Genomic DNA, 21706 nt, shown 5'->3' with positions numbered 1-21706 from the left:
CACGGCAAACCCGCGGACGCATCACACAGCTCCCCGCGAAGCGGCTAACTCCAGGAGGCGTGGAGGGGCTTGCCCTCCGCATAGCCCGCAGCGCTCTGCACACCCACAGTGGCCCGCTCCGCAAACTCCTCCAAGGACCCCGCGCCCGCATACGTGCAGGAGGAACGGACACCCGCGATGATCGAGTCGATCAGGTCCTCGACGCCGGGCCGCTCCGGGTCCAGGAACATCCGCGAGGTCGAGATGCCCTCCTCGAACAGCGCCTTGCGGGCGCGGTCGTAGGCCGACTCCTCGCTCGTGCGGTTCTTGACCGCGCGGGCCGACGCCATGCCGAACGACTCCTTGTACAGGCGGCCGTTGGCGTCCTGCTGCAGGTCGCCCGGGGACTCGTACGTCCCGGCGAACCACGAACCGATCATGACGTTCGACGCACCGGCGGCCAGCGCCATGGCGACGTCACGGGGGTGGCGGACACCGCCGTCGGCCCACACGTGCTTGCCGAACTTCTTGGCCTCGGCGGCGCATTCGAGCACCGCGGAGAACTGCGGGCGGCCGACGCCGGTCATCATGCGCGTGGTGCACATGGCGCCGGGGCCCACGCCGACCTTGATGATGTCGGCACCGGCCTCGATCAGGTCCCGTACGCCCTCGGCGGCCACGATGTTGCCCGCGACGATCGGCACCTGCGGGTCGAGCGCGCGCACGGCCTTGACCGCGGCGATCATCGACTCCTGGTGGCCGTGCGCGGTGTCCACGACGAGCGTGTCCGCGCCCGCGTCCAGGAGCTGCTTGGCCTTGGCCGCCACGTCGCCGTTGATGCCGACGGCGGCGGCGATGCGCAGCTTGCCGTTGGCGTCGACGGCGGGCGAGTAGAGCGTCGCGCGCAGGGCGCCCGTGCGGGTCAGGATGCCCGCGAGGCGGCCGTCCTTGTCCACGGCGGGGGCATAGCGGCGGTTCGCGTGGTCCAGCTTGTTGAACGCGTCGCGCGGGTCGATGTCCGCGTCGAGGAGCACGAGGTCCTTGGACATGACCTCGGAGATCTGGGTGAAGCGGTCGACGCCGTTCAGATCCGTGTCGGTGACGACGCCGATCGGCTTCTGGTCGGCGTCCACGACGACGCCCGCGTTGTGCGCGCGCTTGGACAGCAGCGCGAGCGCGTCGGCGACGGTCTGCGTGGGGGCCAGGACGATCGGGGTGTCCAGGACGTGGTGGCGCGTCTTGACCCAGGAGATGACCTCGGTGACGACCTCGATCGGAATGTCCTGCGGGATCACGACGAGACCGCCGCGGCGGGCGACGGTCTCGGCCATGCGGCGTCCGGCGATCGCGGTCATGTTCGCGACGACCAGCGGGATCGTGGTGCCGGTGCCGTCCGGCGACGAGAGGTCCACGCCCTGGCGCGATCCGACGGCGGAGCGCCGCGGCACCATGAAGACGTCGTCGTACGTCAGGTCGTACGCAGGCTGGATGTCATTGAGGAAACGCACGTGCTGCTCATCCCAGTCGATCAGAGGTGGCCCCCGGACAGTTAGGCCGAGGGAAAAGCACGTACTTCAGTGTCCCATGTCCGGGGCGGTGCACCGCCTGGGATGATCACCCAGCCGGGGCGCGAGGGCCCTGGTCGGAACCTCCAAGTACCGGCCGCGACGGTCACCGTCCGCTCAGGCCCGGGTGCCGAGCGCGAGAACGATCTCCAGGCCCGTCCCGCGCCCCCTGGCGTACTCGACCGCGTCGGTGAACACCTCCTGGGCCACGATCCACTCCTGGGGCGCCGCCTCGGCGTACTCCTGCCAGCCGCTGACGACGAGCAGCCGTCCGGGTGCGGCGGGCGCCCATCCCAGGTCGGTGAGGCAGTCGGCGAGCGCGTCCCAGTTGCGCCCGAACCAGTCGGGCAGCTCGAGCGCGCGGGCGCAGCGGTCCATGAAGGCCGCCTTGTCGCTCACGCCGCTCAGGTCGATCGAGACGGTGGCCATGCCGGCGGCGCGGACGGCCTCCAGTACGGGCTGCATCGGCTCGGACGTCATCTCAGTACCGCCTTGAAGGACGTGTAGTGGTCGTCGGTGTAGTAGGTCTCGCCGCCGCTCCCGGTGACGATCCGCCGTGCGCCCCGGTCGCGTTCGCCGGGGGTGCGCACTGTGTACTCGCGGTAGTAGCCGCGTTCGCGCCGCGGCAGCTCCCGCTCGAAGTTGCTGAAGACCGAGCCGTCCTTCTCGTACGGGAAGGGCCCGCCGTCATCGATGAGCCGCAACGTCCGCCGCGCCTCGGCGGGCAGCCGGTCAGCCTGGACGGTGGGCATCCCGCGGGCCCAGGCGGGGGCGGAGGTGGAGGCGCTCCCCGCGCCGTCCGATGAGCACCCGGCAACGAGCACGGCGAGACAGGCGAGCAGCACCCCCAGCACACGAGGCACAAAGCGGGTCGACATGCGACAGATGCTGCCACGGCGCCCCGTCAGGGGCGCGGGGAACTGCGCGACCAGCCACCCACAACCCGCAGCCGACTCAGCTCCCGTCCGGGTCCGCCCGGTCCAGCGCGGGGTGCGGAGTGGCCCCCATGACAAGCAGCTGGTCTGCCGCGGCCGTGTCCGTGACCAGGCTGGTCACAAGCCCCGACCGCAGCACCGCGTCAATCGCGGCGGCCTTCCGCTGCCCGCCCGCGATGGCGACGACCTCAGGAATCCGCCGGAGCCGGTCGGCTTCGACCGTGATGCACCGCTCCCCCAGGTCACGCCCGACCCGACGCCCCTCGGCGTCGAAGAGGTGCGCGGACATCTCGGCGGCCACACCCAGCGAGGCGTAGTGCGCGCGCTCCTCGTCGCTGAGCATGTCGTGGACGGTGGAGATGCCGGGCTCCCAGGAGCCGATGGAGACGGCGGCGACGGTGACCTTGTCGAAGTACTCAAACGCCCGCGCGATCCCAGTCTGGTTCCGCAGCGCGGCGGCCGTGGCCGGGTCCGGCAGGAGCATCGGCGCGTAGATGGGGTGGGCCTCGCCGCCGGAGACCTGCGCGGCACGCCGCACGGCCTCGACCGAACCGCGTTCGGCGGTCCCGGCGTCGTACACACCCGTCAGCTGCACGACCGTGCACGGCGGCAGCTGGTCGAGGGCCGCGGCCATGTGGATGGTCGAGCGCCCCCACGCCAGGCCGAGCACATCGCCCTCGGTCACCAGTTCGCCGAGCAGATCGGCCGCGACCTCACCGAGGTTCTCGGGGTCGGGCGACTCCTCGACCTCGTCGGCGGAGGACGGCGACTCGACGACGACCGCGTGCCGCAGGCCGTAGCGGGCACGGAGCGCGTCCGAGCGCTCCGCGTCCAGCTCGGCGGGCACACGGATCTCGATCCGTACGAGATCGCGCTCGAGAGCCGTCTCAAGGACCCGGGCCACCTTGAAGCGGCTCACGCCGAACTCCTCGGCGATCTGGATCTTGGACTTGCCCTCGAGATAGAAGCGGCGGGCCATGGCCGCCGCCTGCACCAGCTCCGCGGGTCCCATCCGCATGGCTGACCGGCCGCCCGTCGACACGACGATCTCCTCACTGTCATTTCAAGCAACTGTCGTTCACGCATTCACACCCATTGGTGCGGCTTCGCGCGCATTGCCACGACTTCACGCGCATTGCCGCGCCGCAACTGGGTTCGTCGTTCATCCTTGCAGATCCGACGTACTTGATCAGCCCTGAAGGACTGCGTTCACGTATCCGTGGCTCAGTGGCCGCATGCCCATGCCGCCGTGGACATCGCCCCGGACGCCTGGCTGCGCAGTGCACGTACCGCCGCTGCGGGGTCGTTCGCCCCGTACACGGCCGAGCCCGCCACGAAGACGTCGGCGCCGGCCTCGGCGCAGCGCTCGATGGTCGCGGCCGAGACACCGCCGTCGACCTGGAGCCAGAGTTCGAGGCCGTGCTTGCTGATCAACTCGCGGGTGCGGCGAATCTTCGGGAGCATGATGTCGAGGAACGCCTGGCCGCCGAACCCCGGCTCGACGGTCATGATCAGCAGCATGTCGAGCTCGGAGAGGAGATCCTCGTAGGGCTCGATGGGCGTCGCGGGCTTCAGCGCCATGGAGGCGCGGGCGCCCTGGGCGCGGATCTCACGGGCCAGGCGGACGGGTGCGGCGGCCGCCTCCACGTGGAAGGTGACGGACCCGGCGCCCGCTTCGACGTACTGCGGAGCCCAGCGATCGACGTCCTCGATCATCAGATGGCAGTCCAGCGGCGTGTCCGTCGCTCGGGCCAGGGACTCTACGACCGGCACCCCAAGGGTGAGGTTAGGGACGAAGTGGTTGTCCATGACGTCGACATGGAGCCAGTCGGCACCTTCGACCGCCGTTGCCTCCTCGGCAAGACGGGCGAAATCCGCGGACAGGATGCTGGGATTGATCTGCACGGCCATGCCCCAAGACTGCCATGCCCGGCGCCGGTTGCCTTCCGCGGTCCGCAGCGTGAGCCGACGGGCTCCTTTGACCATGGACCACGTGCCATGCTGGGCGGTCCACCGGCACCACGTGGGGCAGCGGGGGTAAGCCATGCCAGACGATCGGTCGGACGGAAAGCGCCGGACGGGCCGCGGCGTGGCCTGGCTGGTGTGCGGGCGGCGCACCAAGTGGCTCGTGGTGCTGTTCTGGCTGGTGGCGATCGTGGTCGCCGCGCCACTCGCGCAGAAGCTCACGGACGCCCAGGACAACCAGGCTTCTTCCTGACTGCCCGGTTCCGCGGAGTCGACCCAAGTCCTGGACATCTCCGAGGAGTTCAGGCCCGAGCAGATTCCCGCGATCGTCGTGTACGCCCGCGAGAGCGGGCTCACCGCCGACGACCGGGCGCAGATCACCGAGGACGCCGGCGAGCTCAAGGCCCTGACCGCCCATGGCGTCCGCGGCGCGGAGACCCGCGGGCCCGCCTTCGACACGAAGGATCCGGGGAACGCCAAGGCGGCACAGATCTTCGTGCCCATCACGATGGACGAGAAGGGCTGGGAGCGGATCGCGCCCGCGGTCGACTCCATCCGGGAGACCGTGGGCCAGGACACGGGCGGGCTCACCGTGCACGTCACCGGGCCCGGCGGCACGTCGGCGGACTTCTCCGAGGCCTTCGAGGGCATCGACTCGACGCTGCTCCTCTCGGCGGCCGGCGTCGTCATCATCATCCTCCTGGTCACCTACCGCAGCCCGGTCCTCCTGCTCGTCCCGCTGATCGCGGCGGTCGTCTCCCTCTTCACCGCGCAGGCGCTGATCTACCTCCTCGCGGAGCACGCAGGCCTGACGGTCAACGGCCAGAGCGCGGGCATCCTCACGGTCCTCGTCTTCGGCGCGGGGACGGACTATGCCCTGCTCCTGGTCGCCCGCTACCGAGAGGAGCTGCGCCGCCACGAGGACCGGCACGAGGCGATGCAGCTCGCCCTGCACCGGGCGGGCCCCGCGGTCATCGCGTCGGGCGCCACGGTCGTCGTCAGCATGCTGGTGCTCCTGACCGCCGACATGAACTCGACGCGGGGCCTGGGCCCCGTCTCCGCGATCGGCGTCGCGGTCGCCCTGCTCGTGATGCTGTCCCTGTTCCCCGCGCTCCTGGTGGTCTGCGGCCGGTGGCTCTTCTGGCCGCTGATCCCGCACAACGGCTCGGACGAGCCCACCGAGCACGGCGTGTGGGCCCGCATGGGCCGCCACATCGCCCACCGCCCGCGACTGACCTGGAGCATCACGGCGGTGGTCCTCGCGGCCCTGGCGCTCGGCCTGACGCAGCTGCGCGCCGAAGGGCTCAGCAACGCGGACTCGTTCACGGACAAGCCGGACTCGATCGTGGGCCAGGAGGTGCAGGCCGAGTACTTCCCCGCGGGCAGCGGCGACCCGCTGGTGATAGTGGCCAACGCCGGTCAGGGCGAGGAGGTCCGCGGTGTGGTCGCCCAGACGCGCGGCGTGGACCCGGCGAGCGTCGGCGTGCCGCCGGGGACGAAGGCGGAGGCCGGGGGCAAGGTCCTGTTCGAGGCGACGCCGACCGACCCCGCCGACAGCGAGGCGGCCAAGCAGACCGTGGAGCGGGTGCGCGACGCGGTGCACGCGGTGCCGGACGCGGACGCGCAGGTGGGCGGCGGCACGGCGGCCCTCCTGGACATGGACCGCGCCACGGCCCACGACAACAAGCTGGTGATCCCGCTCGTCCTGCTGGTCGTCCTGCTCATCCTCGCCGTGCTGCTGCGCGCCCTGGTCGCGCCGCTGCTCCTGATCGCGACGGTCGTGCTCTCCTTCTCCGCCGCGCTCGGCATCAGTGCGCTCGCCTTCCGCCACCTCTTCGACTACGCGGGCGAGTCCACGGACTTCCCGCTCTTCGTCTTCGTGTTCCTGGTGGCGCTAGGCATCGACTACAACATCTTCCTGTCGACCCGTATCCGTGAGGAGGCGGGCCGGCAGGGCACCCGTGCGGGCGTCGTGACCGGCCTCGCCGCGACCGGCGCGGTCATCACGTCCGCGGGTCTGGTCCTCGCGGGCACCTTCGCCGCGCTCGGCACGCTCCCGATGGTGGCGTTCGCCGAGATCGGCTTCGCGGTCGCGCTGGGCGTCCTGCTCGACACCTTCGTCGTACGGTCCGTCCTGGTCACGGCGTTGTTCCTGGACGTGGGGCCGAAGGTGTGGTGGCCGCACGCCCTGAGCAAGGACCCTGCGGTGCGTACGCCCGCCGTCGGCGCCCGCTCGGGCGGCCCGCCGAGCGCACCTCCGGACGCGTAGCGGTTCGGCTTCACCCCGCGCACAATCGGTCCAAGGCCAACTGGCTCTCCTCGTCCGCGGCGCGGTGGATCACCAACCGCTGGTCCGGGTCCTCAAGGGGCATCAGCACCTCGAACTGCACGGCGATCTCGCCGACCTCGGGATGCCGCATCACCTTGCGCCCGCGGCCGTTGACCTTGATGTCCCGCTCGGCCCACAGTCGCGCGAATTCCTCGTCGCCCGCGGTGAATTCGGTGATGAAATCGGTCAGCGCCTGATCCTCGGGGTGCGCGGCCCACGCGGCACGCAGGTGCGCGATCCCCTCCCGCACGACGCGTTCGCGGTCGACATAGAACTCACGGATCCGCGGATGCATCAGGCACAGCCACATCGCATTGCGCTGCGCGGGCGGCAGAGTCCCGAAATCGATGAGCAGCCTCGCCATTTCGGCGTTCCAGGCCAGGATGTCGTAGCGGTGATTCATCAGCATGGCCGGCAGCGGCGACAGGTCGGCGACCAGCCGGGCCAGCGGCGGCGCCGCGGTGGTGGCGAGCTTGTCGGCGTTGCGGGGGCGCTGCCGGGTCAGGTCGAAGAGGTAGGCGCGTTCTCCGGGGGCCAGGCGCAGCGCCCCGGCCAGCGCCTCCACCACGTCCGCCGACGGCCGCAGCCCGCGGCCCTGTTCCAGCCGCACGACGTAGTCGACGCTGACCCCGGCCAGTTCGGCGACCTCTTCGCGGCGCAGTCCCGGGGTCCGCCGGGCCTGCCGTCGCGCCGGCAGACCGAAGTCGAGCGGGTCCAGGCGTTCGCGCCGGGTCCGCAGGAACGCGGCCAGCTCCTGTGTGGTGTCCACGGTGCGGGTCGTCATGGTCGGCCCAACAGCCAGGGCGGGACCGGTGTTCCCAGGGTGGGACCGGTGTTCCCAGGAAGCGCCTTCCCTTATCCCCGGCTCGCGGCGGTCGCAGTCTTGTTCCCGGCAACAGATCACCAGCACAGGAGGACACGATGTCGCTCACCCTCGACACCTACCGGCTCCTCGGCCGCTCCGGACTGCGGGTCTCACCGCTGGCTCTGGGCGCGGCGACCTTCGGCACCGAATGGGGCTGGGGCGCCGAGCAGGACGAGGCGCGCAAGCTGTTCGACCTCTACGTCGAGCACGGCGGCAATTTCATCGACACCGCCAACACCTATACGGATGGCAGCTCCGAGCGCCTCCTCGGCGAATTCGCCCGCGACAACCGGGAAAGCCTGGTCCTCGCGACGAAATACACGACGCTGCGCCGGCCCGGCGACCCGAATTCCGGCGGCCCGCACCGCAAGAGCCTGTTCGCATCGGTGGAATCCAGTCTGCGCCGGCTGAACACGGACTACATCGATCTGCTCTACCTCCACGTATGGGATTTCACGACACCGGTCGAGGAGATCCTGCGCGGGATGGACGATCTGGTCCGCCAGGGCAAGGTCTTGTACGTGGCGATCTCCAACGCCCCGGCCTGGCAGGTGTCGCGCATGCAGGCGATCGCCGACCTGCGCGGCTGGTCACCGCTGGTCGCGCTGCAGATCGAGTACAACCTGATCGAGCGCACCGGCGAACGTGACCTGATCCCCATGGCACGCGAGATGGGTCTCGGCGTGGTGCCGTACTCGCCGCTGGCCGGCGGGGTACTCACCGGCAAGTACGGCCGCGCCGACCTGACGGCGACGGACACCCCGGTCAACGACGGCACCCGCAAGGATTTCACCATCGCCAACGGCGGGCTCACCGAACGGAGCCTGGACATCGCCGATGTCGTACGGGAGGTAGCCACGGAGCTGGGCCGCACGACCGCCCAGGTCGGCCTCGCCTGGACGCTGCGGAACCCGGGCGTGACGTCGTCGCTCATCGGCGCCCGCACGCTGCCGCAGCTGCAGGACAATCTGGGCGCCCTGGAGGTCGACTTCACGGCCTCCCAACTGGCCCGCCTGGACGAGGCGAGCGCGATCGAGCTCGGCTTCCCGCACGCCATGCTCGCCGGCGACAGGATGCGCACGGTGACCCAGGGCGACCTGAAGATCGAAGCCCGCCGCTGACACCGGATCGAGCGCCCGGGGGCTGCGGCACTGCCGCAGCCCCCGGAACTGCCCTCCGTCAGGCAGTCCGCCGGATCAGCGCCAGGTACATCGCGTCCGTGCCGTGCAGATGCGGCCACAGCTGGAGGTCGGGGCCGTCGCCCAGGGCCGGGACGCCGGGCAGCAGCGGGCGCGCGTCGATCAGTTCGGCGCCCTCGTGCTGCTTGAGCACGTCGTCGACGACGGCACGCGTCTCCGCCAGGTGCGGAGAACAGGTGGCGTACCCGACGACGCCCCCGACGCGCACGGACTCCAACGCGGTCCGCAGCAGCCCCCGCTGGAGCGGCGCGAAACCGTCCAGGTCCTCGGGGCGGCGGCGCCAGCGGGCCTCGGGGCGGCGGCGCAGGGCGCCGAGTCCCGTGCAGGGCACGTCCATCAGGACGCGGTCGAAGGTGCCGGGCTGCCACGGCGGCCGGGTGCCGTCGGCGGCGATGACCTCGTAGGGGCCCGGATTGCCGCGCAGGGCCTGCGCGACCAGACGGGCCCGGTGCGGCTGCTTCTCGGCGGCGAGCAGGGCGGCGCCGCGCTGGGCGGCGAGACCGGCGAGCATGGCGGCCTTGCCGCCGGGCCCTGCGCATCCGTCGAGCCACTTCTCGTCGCGCCCCTCGACCGGGGCGTTCGCGAGTGCGATCGCGACGAGCTGGCTGCCCTCGTCCTGGACCCCGGCACGGCCCTCGCGCACGGCGTCGATCGATCCGGGTTCGCCGCCCTCGCTGAGCCGCACGGCATACGGCGACCAGCGCCCCGGCAGTGCGGACTCCTCGCCGACCGCGGCGAGGAGTTCATCGGCGGTGGTGCGGCCGGGGCGGGCCACGAGGGTGACCTCGGGCCGCTCGTTGTCGGCCTCCAGGAGGTCCTCGATGCCCGCACGGCCGCCGCCGAGCGCGTCCCAGAGCGCGGAGACGACCCAGCGGGGGTGCGAGTGGACGACGGCGAGATGGTCCTCGGCGTCATCGTCGTAGGACGGCGCGACCTTCGCCACCCACCCGTCGAGATCGTCGGCGGCGACCTTGCGGAGCACCGCGTTCACGAACTTGGCCCGCCCGTCACCGAGGACGACACGCGCCAGCTCCACGGAGGCGGAGACGGCGGCGTGCGTCGGGATGCGCGTCCCGAGCAGCTGGTGCACGCCCATGTTGAGCACGTCAAGGACCGGCGGATCGACCTCGCGCAGCGGCCGGTCGATGCAGGCGGCCACGATCGCGTCGTACGTACCCTGCCTGCGCAGCGTCCCGTAGACCAGCTCGGTGGCGAGCGCCGCGTCACGCGCGTCGAAATCGCCCTTGTCACGGGCCTTGCGCAGCAGCGGCGGCAGGACGAGGTTCGCGTAGGCGTCGCGCTCGTCCACCGCCCGCAGCGCCTCGAAGGCGAGGAAGCGGACGGGGTCCTTCTTGGGGCGGCGGTGGGGCTTGCCGGGCTTTCCCTGCTTCTGGGGTCGCCGGCTTGGCTGGTCGTTCAAAGGTGCTCCGCTATTGGGTGGGGGCCGAACCTGTTCAGCCTACGTCGGTTGCCCCGAGCCGCTCGCCGGGGGCGATCCGCACGCCGCGCGCCCAGTCGGCACCGCGCATCGGCTTCTTGCCCTGCGGCTGGACCCAGAGCAGCTCCACGGCGTGCGAGCCGCTGCCGACGTACACATTGTTCTTGGCGGCGGCGAGCTCGCCGGGCGCGAGGTCGGTGCGGTCCGGGACGAGTGCGGCCTGGATGATCTTCAGGCGCTCCCCGCGGAACACGGACCAGGCACCGGGAGCCGGGGTGCAGCCGCGCACGACGCGGTCGACACGGAGGGCCGGGGCGGCCCAGTCCACCTGGGCGTCCTCGACGGTGATCTTCGGGGCGAGCGTGATGCCGTCGGCGGGCTGCGGTACGGCCTTCAGGGAGCCGTCCTCGATGCCGTCCATGGTGGCGGCGAGCAGCCCGGAGCCCGCGAAGGCGAGGCGGGTGAGCAGGTCACCGCTGGTGTCGGTGGGCCGGACGACCTCGGTGACGGTGCCGTACACCGGCCCGGAGTCGAGCCCCTGCTCGATGAGGAAGGTGGAGGCACCGGTGATCTCGTCCCCCGCCATCACCGCGTGCTGGACGGGCGCGGCACCGCGCCAGGCGGGAAGGAGGGAGAAGTGCAGGTTGACCCAGCCGCGGGCCGGGACGTCCAGGGCGACCTTGGGCAGCAGCGCGCCGTAGGCGACGACCGGGCAGCAGTCGGGCGCGATCTCGCGCAGCCGGGCCAGGAACTCCTCGTCGCGCGGCTTCACGGGCTTGAGGACCTCGATCCCGGCCTCCTCCGCGCGCTGGGCGACGGGGCTCGCGATGAGCCTGCGGCCGCGGCCCGCGGGGGCGTCGGGCCGGGTGACGACGGCGGCCACCTCGTGCCGGTCGGAGGCGATCAGGGCGTCCAGGGCGGGGACGGCGACCTCGGGGGTGCCTGCGAAGACGAGCTTCATCGTTGCCTTTCGGCCTCTCGGGACGGGAACGTGCGGGGAGCGCACCAGTCTATGAGCCGCCCTGCCGGGACGCGCTCCGCGGGGCGACTTGCGCCGGACGGCCTTCCCTGGCGGCTCGCCCTGGGGGGCATTCGTACGGGCCCGCACGGCCGGAGCGGCTCGCCCCGGCGGGGGGCGTTCGTCCCGGCCCGCACCGCCGGAGCAGCTCGCCACGGGGGGTGTTCATCCAGGCCCGCACCGCCGAAGCGGTTCGCCCCGGGGGTGTTCATCCAGGCCCGCACCGCCGAAGCAGCTCGCCCCGGGGGGCGTTCATCCAGGCCCGCACCGCCGAAGCAGCTCGCCCCGGGGGGCGTTCATCCAGGCCCGCACCGCCGAAGCAGCTCGCCCCGGGGAGCGTTCACCCAGGCCCGCACCGCCGGAGCAGCTCGCCCCGGGGAGCGTTCACCCAGGCCCGCACCGCCGGAGCAGCTCGCCCCGGGGAGCGTTCACCCAGGCCCGCACCGCCGGAGCAGCTCGCCCCGGGGAGCGTTCACCCGGACCCGCACGGCAGGAGCAGCTCGCCCCGGGGGGGCGCTTTCACGGCACCGCCCGTCCCGAGGCGCGCGCCCGGGCACCGCTCGCCCCAAGCGCACCCGTACCGGGGCCACTCCTCCCTGGCCGCTCCTCCCCGGAACTCCCCTCCCTGGGGCCGCTCTCCGCCGGACCGCCGATGCCGGACCGCTCGTCCGCGATCCGCACGCCCGGGGGCGTACGCGCGGCCGCGCGCCCTGTGCATATGCGCATACGCCCCCGCACCGTGACCCCACACGAACTAGCGCGTTGGTCAAGAAAGAGTTGACCACAACGGGCCGCCGATGCGGCCCGATCCTTTTCAACGCCGGTTCGAGAGGCTTGTTCATGGCCGACCACGCAACCCACGACGCCCAGGCACGGGCCAGCCTGCACCTCCTGGTTCGGGACATCGAGCGGGTCCGCCGGCAGGTGGACGCACTGCGTACGCTCACCGCCCAGCTCGGCAACGTCTACCGCCCGCGCCGCTCCAGCCCCTCCGCGGGCTTCGTCGTGTACGGGCGCGCCCCCGCCCCGACCGTCCGCCTCGCCCAGGAGCTTCGGGACAGCGTCGAGACACTGGTGACAGCCGCGGTGGACTTCGACCGCTCGCTGGGTTTCTCGTGGGACGCGGTGGGCTCGGCCCTCGGGGTCACCAAGCAGGCGGTGCACCGCCGTTACGGCGCACGCCGGGCCACGACACAGGCAGCGGCGGAAGCCGAGCGCGCCACGGAGACGGTGCCCTCCTCCGCGACCGTCCGCCCCCCGGTCCCGGTCGGCGCCCCCCTCCCCTCGGTCCCCGCGGCCCGCGCGATGCCCACCCAGCCCACGGCGGGCAGTCCCGCCCTCCGCGACGACCCCCGCCCCAACGTCTTCCCGGGCCCACGCAACGGCTGAATACGAGAACGACGGCGGCGGCTGTCCTGCCCGGTTCCCCCGGCAGGCCAGGCGCCGCCGCTGCACGCAACCACTCCCGCCACGGGCAGACGCCCCCCACAGCCAGCCCCCAACCCCCAGCCAACCACCCTCCGTTGTGGGCAGGCGTTCCGCACGGCGATAGGGGTCTCCCCTGCTCGAGCGAAGCCGAGAGCTTGGGGAAGGGTGGGCACAACGCACCGCTACCGGGCACCGATGAACAGGGCGGCAAGGACCGCACAGCCAGCGAGCACCTCAAGGCCCCCCCCGGCTGGGGGGGGAGAGCCACCAGGCCTAGCCAATATCCAGCGGGTCCACCCGAATCCGCACAGGCTCCGCCCCCGCGGCCCCCGCCCCCCGAGCCATCCGAGCCGCCTGCGCCACCTTCAGCGAAGCGGCAAGCGCGGCCCCGCTCCCCGGCGGCACCCGAACAAGCACCCGCTCCCACCGCTCCCCGACCGGCGCGGCCCCACCCCGGCGGGCAGCCCCCGGCCCGGGCCCGGCGTCCGGCACGGGAACAGGCCCCAACACCACCGCATCCCCCGGAAGTTCAGCCGCGGCAAGAAACCCGGAAAGCGCCTCCGCGGTCCCCGCCACGGAGGCCATCCGCGACACGGGCGGAAACCCCAACTCGGCCCGCTCGGAGAGCTCCCGCACCGCATGCCCCACGGGATCCCACCGCACAAGCGCCTGCACAGGCCGCAGCGTCGGCTCGGCGACGACCACCACGGTCCCGCCCTCCCCCTGCGGCCGCACCAGCGAAGACGCACCGATCCACCGCCGCAACGCATCCTCACCGGCCCGCAGGTCGGGCCGCCCCAGCATGGCCCACCCGTCGAGCAACAGCGCCGCGGCATAACCGCCTTCGGCGACAGGCTCCGCCCCCGGCGTACTCACCACCAACGCAGGCGACCCCGGCACGGTGTCAAGCACCTGCTCCCGCCCCGACGTCCGCACCGGCACCGCGGGAAACGCCCGCCCCAACTCCTCGGCCGTACGCCGCGCCCCCACCACCTGCGCCCGCAGCCGGAACCCCCCGCACTCCCCGCAGTGCCAGGCGCCTTCCTCCACCCCGCACCAGCCGCACCACAGTCCCCCGCCGTCCCGCGCCTCCAACGGCCCCGCACAGTGCCGGCACCGCGCGGGCTCCCGGCACCTCTCGCACGCGAGCCGGGGCACATACCCCCGCCGGGGCACCTGCACCAGCACAGGCCCGTGCTTCAGGCCCTCCCGCACCACGTTCCAGGCGAGCGTCGGAAGCCGCGCGGCCCGAGCCGCCTCGTCCCGGGCCAGGTCCTCGTCCCCCACGGTCCGCACGAGCGGCGCGGCCCCCCGTACCTGCTCACGGTCGGCGACCAGCGGCGCGGCCCACCCGCTCTCCACCAACTGCGCGGCCTCGACCGTGCAGCTCCAACTCCCCAGCAGGAAACCGCACTTGTCCCGCGAGGCCCGAAGCTCGAGCACCTCACGCACATGCGGGAAGGGAGCATTGTCATCGCTGTGACTGGCATCGCCGTCGTCCCAGATCACGACGAGCCCAAGATTCCGCACGGGCGCGAACATGGCGGCCCGCGTGCCCACGACGGCCCGCACCGCACCACGCCGTACGGAGAGCCACTCCCGATACCGCCGCTCCTGCCCCACATCAGCGGTGAGCAGAGCATGCTGCCCCGCCCCGATCAGCTGGGTCAGCGCCGCATCGACCCTCGCGGCGGGCCGCCCGGCAGGCACGACGACCAAGGCCCCCCGCCCGGAGGCAAGCGTCGCCTGCACGGCCCGCGCGATCTCCTCGGCCCACTCAGGCCCGGGAAGGGCGGTCCACACAGCCCGAGGCGCCCCCCCAGAGGCAAGCGCCCCCAAGAACTCCGCCCCGTGTCCGTACCGCCCCCAGGACCCGGTCTCAGGCGCCGCCGGAGGCGCCGGAGCCTCCCCCGCCTCCCGCGCCTCGGCCCGAGCGTGCCGAGGCGGAACGGCCAGTTGCAGAACATCGGCAAGGCTGCCCGCATACCGATCGGCCACGGCACGGGCAAGACCGAGCAACTCACCGTCGAGCACGGGCTCGGGAGAAACAACCTGCGCCAGAGCGGCAAGAGGCCCCGAGTAGTCCGACTCGGCAACGCGCTCGACGAGGAACCCGTCGATCAGCCCCCCGCCTTCGCGCCGCCCGCCCCGCACATTCCGCGCCCCGGCCCCGAACCGCACCCGAACCCGCACCCCGGGCTGCGCCTGCTCGTCCAACTCCTCGGGCACCGCATAGTCGAAGTACCGATCAAGATGCAGCACCCCCTTGTCGACCAGCACCCGAGCCACCGGCAGATGCTTGGCCAACGGAGCCCCACGCCACGTCCGCGGCTTGGCCCGCGGCACATCGGCCTTGCGCACCGCTTCCCGAATGAGCGCAAGCTGCTCCGGAGGCTCGGCCCCGCCCGCCCCCTCGGATTTCTGGTTCTCGCTGCTCACAGCAGCATTCCTACCAGACCGCACTGACACGACCGCCGGCCCGATATCCACCGCGGCACGACGAAGCCCGGCGCCCCCACCAGGGGCACCGGGCTTCGTCAGAACTCGCGCGGCGAGGAAGCCTTACAGCTCCTTACAGCCCCGCAGCCTTCCGCAACGCATCCACACGATCCGTCCGCTCCCACGTGAAGTCGGCAATCGCCCGGCCGAAGTGGCCGTACGCGGCGGTCTGCGCGTAGATCGGGCGGAGCAGGTCGAGGTCGCGGATGATCGCGGCCGGGCGCAGGTCGAAGACCTCGGCGATGGCGGCCTCGATCTTGTCGGTGTCGACCGTGGCCGTGCCGAACGTCTCCACGAACAGGCCCACCGGCTCGGCCTTGCCGATCGCGTACGCGACCTGGACCTCGCAGCGGGCCGCGAGGCCTGCGGCGACGACGTTCTTGGCGACCCAGCGCATCGCGTAGGCGGCGCTGCGGTCGACCTTGGACGGGTCCTTGCCGGAGAAGGCGCCGCCGCCGTGGCGGGCCATGCCGCCGTACGTGTCGATGATGATCTTGCGGCCGGTGAGGCCGGCGTCGCCCATCGGGCCGCCGATCTCGAAGCGGCCGGTCGGGTTGACCAGGAGGCGGTAGCCCTCGGTCTCCAGCTTGATGCCGTCCTCGAGGAGCGCCTTCAGCTCGGGCTCGACCACGAACTCCCGGATGTCGGGGGCGAGGAGCGAGTCCAGGTCGATGTCGGAGGCGTGCTGCGAGGAGACCACGACCGTGTCGAGGCGGACGGCCTTGTCGCCGTCGTACTCGATGGTGACCTGGGTCTTGCCGTCGGGGCGCAGGTACGGGATGGTCCCGTTCTTGCGGACCTCGGACAGGCGGCGCGAGAGACGGTGCGCGAGGTGGATCGGGAGCGGCATCAGCTCCGGCGTCTCGTCGCAGGCGTAGCCGAACATCAGGCCCTGGTCGCCCGCGCCCTGCTTGTCGAGCTCGTCCTCATCACCTTCCACGCGCTTCTCGTACGCCGTGTCGACGCCCTGCGCGATGTCGGGGGACTGCGAGCCGATGGACACCGAGACGCCACAGGAGGCGCCGTCGAAGCCCTTCTTCGAGGAGTCGTAACCGATCTCGAGGATCTTCTCGCGCACCAGCTGCGCGATCGGCGCGTACGCCTTGGTCGTCACCTCGCCGGCCACGTGCACCAGGCCGGTGGTGATCAACGTCTCCACGGCGACCCGGGATTTCGGGTCCTCCCGCAGAAGGGCGTCGAGAATGGTGTCGCTGATCTGGTCAGCGATCTTGTCGGGGTGACCCTCGGTCACAGACTCCGAGGTGAAGAGACGGCGGGACACATCGCTCCCTGTGGTTGCAGCGGCTGCTGGCTGATCATTGGTGGACGGCCGGGAGCTGCGCCCGGCGTCGTCCGAGACCAGTTTATCGGTCACACTCGGCCGCCGGACCACGTGTCTCGCCACTTGGGAGCGCTGTGACCTGCGGCACTGCATTGTGCGGTACGACGATCGGTCTCCACCAGAGGGCCTCACGCCCGAATTTCCCGGTTTTGAGGCGCCCAGTGGGGCGAATGTGACATTTGCGCCCAGGTTTACGCCCCGATTCCACTGAGACTCCAGCAAGAGGCTTCTCCTGGGAGACGCCCCCATTCTTTCAGGAATTCTTCGGCAGGCGTTCAGCCACGAGATCCCAGACCGTGTCCGCGAGCGCTTCCTTCGGTCCGTACGGCACGGGGGTCTCGCTCCCGTCGGCGCCGAGCACGACCGCCTCGTTCTCCTCGGAGCCGAACGTCTTGCGCTCGCCGACCTCGTTGACGACGAGCAGATCGCAGCCCTTGCGTTCCAGCTTGGCGCGGCCGTTGGCGAGCACGTCGTCCGTCTCGGCGGCGAAGCCGACGACGACCTGGCCGGGGCGCGGCCGGTCGGCAGCGATCCCGGCGAGCTCGGCGAGGATGTCGGGGTTGCGGACCAGGGCGATCGGGGGCTGCTCCTGGCCGTCCCGCTTCTTGATCTTTCCGGTCGCGTACGTCTCCGGGCGGAAGTCGGCCACGGCCGCCGCCATCACCACCGCGTCGGCGTCCGCGGACGCCTTGAGGATCGCCTCGCGGAGCTGGACGGCGGTGCCGACGGGCACGATGTCGACGCCCGCCGGTTCCGGAAGCGCCGCGTTCGCCGACACGAGCGTGACGCGGGCGCCGCGCGCCGCCGCGCTGCGGGCCAGCGCGTACCCCTGCTTGCCGGAGGAACGGTTGCCCAGGAAGCGGACCGGGTCGAGCGGCTCGCGCGTCCCGCCCGCGCTGACGACGACGTGCCGCCCCGTGAGGTCGCGGGCCAGGTCGCCGCGGGCCAGGACGCGGCGTACGACCTCGAAGAGCTCCACGGGGTCGGGGAACCGGCCCTTGCCCGTGTCCACGCCGGTGAGGCGGCCCACGGCGGGCTCGATGACCAGGGCGCCGCGGCGGCGCAGCGTGGCGACGTTCTCCTGCGTGGCCGGGTGCTCCCACATCTCCGTGTGCATGGCGGGGGCGAAGATCACCGGACAGCGGGCGGTGAGGAGCGTGTTCGTCAGGAGGTCGTCGGCGAGGCCGTGGGCCGCCTTCGCCATCATGTCGGCCGTGGCCGGGGCGACGATCACGACGTCGGCGGCCTGGCCGATCCGTACGTGCGGCACCTCGTGGACGGAGTCCCACACCTCGGTCGACACCGGGTTGCCGGACAGCGCCGACCACGTCGCGGCCCCCACGAAGTGCAGCGACGCCTCGGTCGGCACGACGCGTACGTCATGGCCGGACTCGGTCAGCCGCCGCAGCAGCTCACAGGCCTTGTACGCGGCGATACCGCCGCTGACCCCCAGAACGACCTTGGGCTTGCCCACCGTGCCTCCCCGCACTTGTGATCCCCGTACTCGGGAACGTACGACTCCATGACACACCACAGGCCCGGCAGTCGCGCTGCCGGGCCTGTGGTGAGGAACTGCAAGAAAAGAACTGCGACTACTGAGCCGGGCCCTCGATGGCCTCCGACGTCAGCAGACCCGCGTTGATCTCGCGGAGCGCGATCGAGAGCGGCTTCTCGTGGACGTGCGTGTCCACCAGCGGGCCGACGTACTCCAACAGGCCCTCGCCGAGCTGCGAGTAGTACGCGTTGATCTGGCGCGCGCGCTTGGCGGCGTAGATCACGAGGCTGTACTTCGAGTCGGTCGCTTCGAGGAGCTCATCAATCGGCGGGTTGATGATGCCCTCGGGCGCAGTGATGGAAGAGGACACTCTCTGCCTTCCGATGGGGATTGACCTCCGAATGGAAATTGAAGATCAAACCGGGGTTACTGAGGATGAAGATCAAACAACTTTCATCAAGGCTAGCAGCTCACGCGCCACATCCTCGACGGAGGTATTGACCAGGGTCGTATCGAACTCGGCCTCGGCGGCGAGTTCGATCTTCGCCGCGGCGAGCCTGCGCTCGATCACCTCCGGCGCCTCGGTCCCCCGGCCGGTGAGCCGGCGGACCAGCTCGTCCCAGCTCGGCGGGGCGAGGAAGACCAGCTGCGCCTCGGACATCGACTCGCGGACCAGGCGCGCGCCCTGCAGATCGATCTCCAGGAGGACGGGCTCGCCCGCCTCCAGGCGCTCGAGGACGGCACCTCGAGGCGTGCCGTAGCGGTTGCCCGCGAACTCGGCCCATTCGAGCAGCTCGCTGTTGGCGATCAGCTTGTCCATTTCTTCGTCGGAGACGAAGAAATAGTGGACACCGTGCTTCTCGCCGGGGCGCGGCTTCCGCGTGGTGGCCGAGACGGAGAGCCAGACCTCGGGGTGTTCCTTGCGCATATGAGCGACGACCGTGCTCTTGCCGACCCCTGAGGGGCCGGAGAGCACGGTCAGCCGCGGACGTACGTCCGGGGGCACGGGGGTCGTCCCCCGGGATGTTGCAGCCATGCAGCGATTATCCAGGTTCTCAGGAGTGCCTGAGAACGTCAGGCAGCGCCACCGCCGAACTCACGCTCCAAGGAGGCGATCTGGTTGGAGCCGAGACCGCGCACACGGCGGCTCTCGGAGATGCCAAGACGCTCCATGATCTGCTTGGCGCGGACCTTGCCCACGCCGGGCAGCGACTCCAGGAGGGCGGAGACCTTCATCTTGCCGATGACATCGTTCTCCTGACCCTGCTTGATGACCTCGTGAAGCGAGGCACCGGAGTGCTTGAGTCGATTCTTGACCTCGGCCCGCTCCCGGCGAGCCGCGGCGGCCTTTTCGAGCGCGGCTGCGCGCTGTTCAGGGGTAAGGGGCGGAAGAGCCACGCCTACGTCACCTCGGATGTCGAACTGTCGGATACGGACCGGTGAGGAACCTAGTCGCCCCACACCTGGTGAGCAACGTGCAACGCGCTTGCCCGTTCGCTCTCGTCGGAGACTAGCGGGCATGGCCGCCGGAGTCAGCGAGAACAGACGAAAAGTCCTGGTCAGCCTCTGTCGAGGTGTACATTCCGGGCATTTCACCCCGGATTTGGCCTGGCGAGCCATCAACGAAACGTAGGGACGTGGCCGGACACGTCCTTCGAAGACGGAAAAACACCCTCAGGCCGAGGCGACGGCCTCCCGGATCTCGTCCGCGAAGCGGCTCGCCGCGACGCGAAGACCCGCCACGTCGGGACCGTGACGCAGGACACCCCGGCTGACGCTCGGCACGACATTGCGCACGGCGTCCCCGAAGACGCCCGGCAGATCCGCCGGAGTGGCACCCTGCGCTCCGATGCCGGGGGCGAGCAGCGGACCGTTGATCGCGAGGTCGTACGAGGACAGGTCACCAAGGGTCGCCCCGACGACGGCGCCGAAGGACCCCAGGGGCTGCGCATCCGCGTTCTCCGCCGCCAGGTGCCCGAGCATCGTCGCGCCGACCGTGCGGCCGTCCTCGCGCACCGCGTGCTGCACCTCGGCGCCCTCGGGGTTCGAGGTGAGGGCGAGTACGAAGAGCCCGGTGCCGTTCTCGCGCGCCAGGTCGACGGCCGGCTTCAGCGAGCCGTAGCCGAGGTAGGGGGAGACCGTGAGGGCGTCGGAGAACAGCGGCGAGTCCTTGTGCAGGAAGGTCTCGGCATACGCGGCCATCGTCGAGCCGATGTCGCCGCGCTTGGCGTCCATGACGACCAGGGCCCCGGCCGCGCGCAGCTCCTGGACCGCCTTCTCCAGTACGGCGATGCCGCGCGAGCCGAAGCGCTCGAAGAACGCGCTCTGCGGCTTGAAGACCGCCACCGTGCCGGCCAGCGCCTCGACGACGGTCGCGGTGAACCGCTCAAGGCCCGCGACGTCGTCGTTCAGGCCCCAGGCGGCCAGGAGGGACGCGTGCGGGTCGATGCCGACGCACAGGGGCCCGCGCTCGTCCATGGCGTGGCGCAGGCGCGTACCGAAGGGTTCAAGGGCACTCATGCGGGCTTCCTTACGTCGGCGCCGACGGCCTCGGCGAGCGTGGCGTACGGGGAGGTGTTCAGGCGGGCGGCGAGGCCCTTGTGGATCGCGCGGCCCCAGAAGGGCCCTTCGTAGATGAACGCGCTGTAGCCCTGCACCAGGGTGGCGCCGGCGAGGATCCGCTGCCAGGCGTCCTCGGCGTTCTCGATGCCGCCGACACCCACGAGCGTGATGCGGTCGCCCACGCGCGCGTAGAGGCGGCGCAGGACCTCCAGGGAGCGCTCCTTGAGAGGGGCCCCCGACAAGCCGCCGGTCTCTCCGTAGAGCGAAGGTTCGGATTGCAAACCGAGGCTCTCGCGCGCGATGGTCGTGTTCGTGGCGATGATGCCGTCGAGGCCGAGCTCGACGGCCAGGTCGGCGACCGCGTCGATGTCCTCGTCCGCCAGGTCTGGAGCGATCTTCACGAGGAGCGGCACACGCCGCCCGTTCACGCTCCGGTCGGCCGCCTCGCGTACGGCGGTGAGCAGCGGGCGCAGCGACTCCGTGGCCTGGAGGTTGCGCAGGCCCGGGGTGTTCGGGGACGACACGTTGACCACGAGGTAGTCGGCGTGGACGGCGAGCCGCTCGGTCGACTTCACGTAGTCGGCGGCGGCCTCCTCCTCGGGGACGACCTTGGTCTTGCCGATGTTCACGCCGACGACCGTCTTGAAGACGGCCCTGCGGGCGCCCAGGCGCTCGGCCACGGCCGCGGAGCCTTCGTTGTTGAAGCCCATGCGGTTGATCAGCGCCCGGTCCTCTACGAGGCGGAACAGCCGCTTCTTGGGGTTGCCGGGCTGCGGCTCCCCCGTGACCGTGCCGATCTCGATGTGGTCGAAGCCCAGCATCGACATGCCGTCGATCGCGACGGCGTTCTTGTCGAAGCCCGCCGCGAGCCCGAAGGGGCCGTGCATCCGCAGCCCGAAGGCCTCGGTACGCAGCTCCTCGTGGCGCGGCGCGAGCACGGCCGCGACGAACGTGCGAAGGACGGGGACGCGGGCCGCGCACCGGATCCAGCGGAAGGCCATGTAGTGGGCCTGCTCCGGGTCCATGCGCTTGAAGACGAGGTTGAAGAAGAATTTGTACAAGGTGGTGTCCTCGGTGTCCTCACCGG

General features: G+C 71.3%; 18 protein-coding genes and 1 pseudogene. 3 read left to right on the top strand and 16 right to left on the bottom strand.

Going from position 1 to position 21706, the window contains the following annotated elements; translation table 11 throughout:
- Window positions 1-44: 44 nt before the first annotated feature.
- The 5 genes from M4V62_RS34775 to rpe all read right to left on the bottom strand — a co-directional run bounded on the left by M4V62_RS34775 (window position 45) and on the right by rpe (window position 4390).
- Window positions 45-1487 carry a GuaB1 family IMP dehydrogenase-related protein gene (locus tag M4V62_RS34775; RefSeq protein WP_249591152.1) on the bottom strand — a complete coding sequence of 481 codons (1443 nt, stop codon included), beginning with the start codon at window positions 1485-1487 and terminating at the stop codon, window positions 45-47.
- Window positions 1488-1661: 174 nt separating this feature from the next.
- Window positions 1662-2024: a barstar family protein gene (locus M4V62_RS34770; protein ID WP_249591151.1), complete on the bottom strand. Its 363-nt coding sequence runs from the start codon at window positions 2022-2024 to the stop codon at window positions 1662-1664.
- Window positions 2021-2422, bottom strand: a complete 402-nt coding sequence (locus tag M4V62_RS34765) for a guanyl-specific ribonuclease (protein WP_249591150.1) — start codon at window positions 2420-2422, stop codon at window positions 2021-2023. Before M4V62_RS34765 ends, M4V62_RS34770 begins: the two co-directional genes overlap by 4 nt.
- Window positions 2423-2498: 76 nt before the next feature.
- On the bottom strand, window positions 2499-3497 hold the full coding sequence (locus tag M4V62_RS34760; RefSeq protein WP_249593136.1) for a sugar-binding transcriptional regulator: 999 nt from the start codon (window positions 3495-3497) through the stop codon (window positions 2499-2501).
- Between the two features lie 206 nt (window positions 3498-3703).
- Window positions 3704-4390, bottom strand: coding sequence for a ribulose-phosphate 3-epimerase (gene rpe / locus M4V62_RS34755; protein ID WP_249591149.1), 687 nt, complete (start codon window positions 4388-4390; stop codon window positions 3704-3706).
- A gap of 133 nt (window positions 4391-4523) precedes the next feature.
- On the opposite strand from rpe, the pseudogene M4V62_RS34750 reads away from it, so the two are divergent.
- A pseudogene (locus tag M4V62_RS34750) lies at window positions 4524-6713 on the top strand (MMPL family transporter).
- Between the two features lie 10 nt (window positions 6714-6723).
- Here the strand turns inward: M4V62_RS34750 and M4V62_RS34745 are convergent.
- The gene (locus M4V62_RS34745) at window positions 6724-7557 is read right to left on the bottom strand and encodes a helix-turn-helix transcriptional regulator (RefSeq protein ID WP_249591148.1); all 834 of its coding nucleotides are present in this window, start codon (window positions 7555-7557) and stop codon (window positions 6724-6726) included.
- 137 nt (window positions 7558-7694) lie between these two features.
- Here M4V62_RS34745 and M4V62_RS34740 point away from each other — a divergent pair, with 137 nt between their 5' ends.
- On the top strand, window positions 7695-8759 hold the full coding sequence (locus tag M4V62_RS34740; protein ID WP_249591147.1) for an aldo/keto reductase: 1065 nt from the start codon (window positions 7695-7697) through the stop codon (window positions 8757-8759).
- A 58-nt stretch (window positions 8760-8817) separates the two neighbouring features.
- On the opposite strand, the gene M4V62_RS34735 is transcribed toward M4V62_RS34740, so the two are convergent.
- The gene (locus tag M4V62_RS34735; RefSeq protein ID WP_249591146.1) at window positions 8818-10257 is read right to left on the bottom strand and encodes an RsmB/NOP family class I SAM-dependent RNA methyltransferase; all 1440 of its coding nucleotides are present in this window, start codon (window positions 10255-10257) and stop codon (window positions 8818-8820) included.
- Window positions 10258-10291: 34 nt separating this feature from the next.
- The gene (gene fmt / locus M4V62_RS34730) at window positions 10292-11236 is read right to left on the bottom strand and encodes a methionyl-tRNA formyltransferase (protein ID WP_249591145.1); all 945 of its coding nucleotides are present in this window, start codon (window positions 11234-11236) and stop codon (window positions 10292-10294) included.
- Window positions 11237-12133: 897 nt separating this feature from the next.
- On the opposite strand from fmt, the gene M4V62_RS34725 reads away from it, so the two are divergent.
- Complete coding sequence (locus M4V62_RS34725; RefSeq protein WP_249591144.1) at window positions 12134-12682, top strand: hypothetical protein; 549 nt, start codon at window positions 12134-12136, stop codon at window positions 12680-12682.
- A gap of 312 nt (window positions 12683-12994) precedes the next feature.
- On the opposite strand, the gene M4V62_RS34720 is transcribed toward M4V62_RS34725, so the two are convergent.
- The 8 genes from M4V62_RS34720 to M4V62_RS34685 form a co-directional block, all read right to left on the bottom strand.
- Window positions 12995-15160 carry a primosomal protein N' gene (locus tag M4V62_RS34720; protein ID WP_249591143.1) on the bottom strand — a complete coding sequence of 722 codons (2166 nt, stop codon included), beginning with the start codon at window positions 15158-15160 and terminating at the stop codon, window positions 12995-12997.
- A gap of 133 nt (window positions 15161-15293) precedes the next feature.
- Entirely contained in the window at window positions 15294-16502 is a 1209-nt protein-coding gene (gene metK, locus M4V62_RS34715) for a methionine adenosyltransferase (protein WP_249591142.1), read from the bottom strand.
- Between the two features lie 313 nt (window positions 16503-16815).
- On the bottom strand, window positions 16816-18036 hold the full coding sequence (gene coaBC / locus M4V62_RS34710; protein WP_249591141.1) for a bifunctional phosphopantothenoylcysteine decarboxylase/phosphopantothenate--cysteine ligase CoaBC: 1221 nt from the start codon (window positions 18034-18036) through the stop codon (window positions 16816-16818).
- A 118-nt stretch (window positions 18037-18154) separates the two neighbouring features.
- Window positions 18155-18427, bottom strand: coding sequence for a DNA-directed RNA polymerase subunit omega (rpoZ, locus tag M4V62_RS34705; RefSeq protein WP_005319902.1), 273 nt, complete (start codon window positions 18425-18427; stop codon window positions 18155-18157).
- A gap of 72 nt (window positions 18428-18499) precedes the next feature.
- On the bottom strand, window positions 18500-19093 hold the full coding sequence (gmk, locus tag M4V62_RS34700) for a guanylate kinase (protein WP_249591140.1): 594 nt from the start codon (window positions 19091-19093) through the stop codon (window positions 18500-18502).
- Window positions 19094-19131: 38 nt separating this feature from the next.
- Complete coding sequence (locus tag M4V62_RS34695) at window positions 19132-19455, bottom strand: integration host factor (protein WP_005319887.1); 324 nt, start codon at window positions 19453-19455, stop codon at window positions 19132-19134.
- A gap of 276 nt (window positions 19456-19731) precedes the next feature.
- Entirely contained in the window at window positions 19732-20577 is an 846-nt protein-coding gene (gene pyrF / locus M4V62_RS34690; RefSeq protein WP_249591139.1) for an orotidine-5'-phosphate decarboxylase, read from the bottom strand.
- Window positions 20574-21680, bottom strand: a complete 1107-nt coding sequence (locus tag M4V62_RS34685) for a quinone-dependent dihydroorotate dehydrogenase (RefSeq protein ID WP_249593135.1) — start codon at window positions 21678-21680, stop codon at window positions 20574-20576. Before M4V62_RS34685 ends, pyrF begins: the two co-directional genes overlap by 4 nt.
- Between the last annotated feature and the right edge of the window lie 26 nt (window positions 21681-21706).

Source organism: Streptomyces durmitorensis, assembly GCF_023498005.1.
Classification (GTDB): domain Bacteria; phylum Actinomycetota; class Actinomycetes; order Streptomycetales; family Streptomycetaceae; genus Streptomyces; species Streptomyces durmitorensis.
Note: the sequence above shows the minus strand (reverse complement) of the source record. Positions and strands in the feature narration are given on the sequence as shown.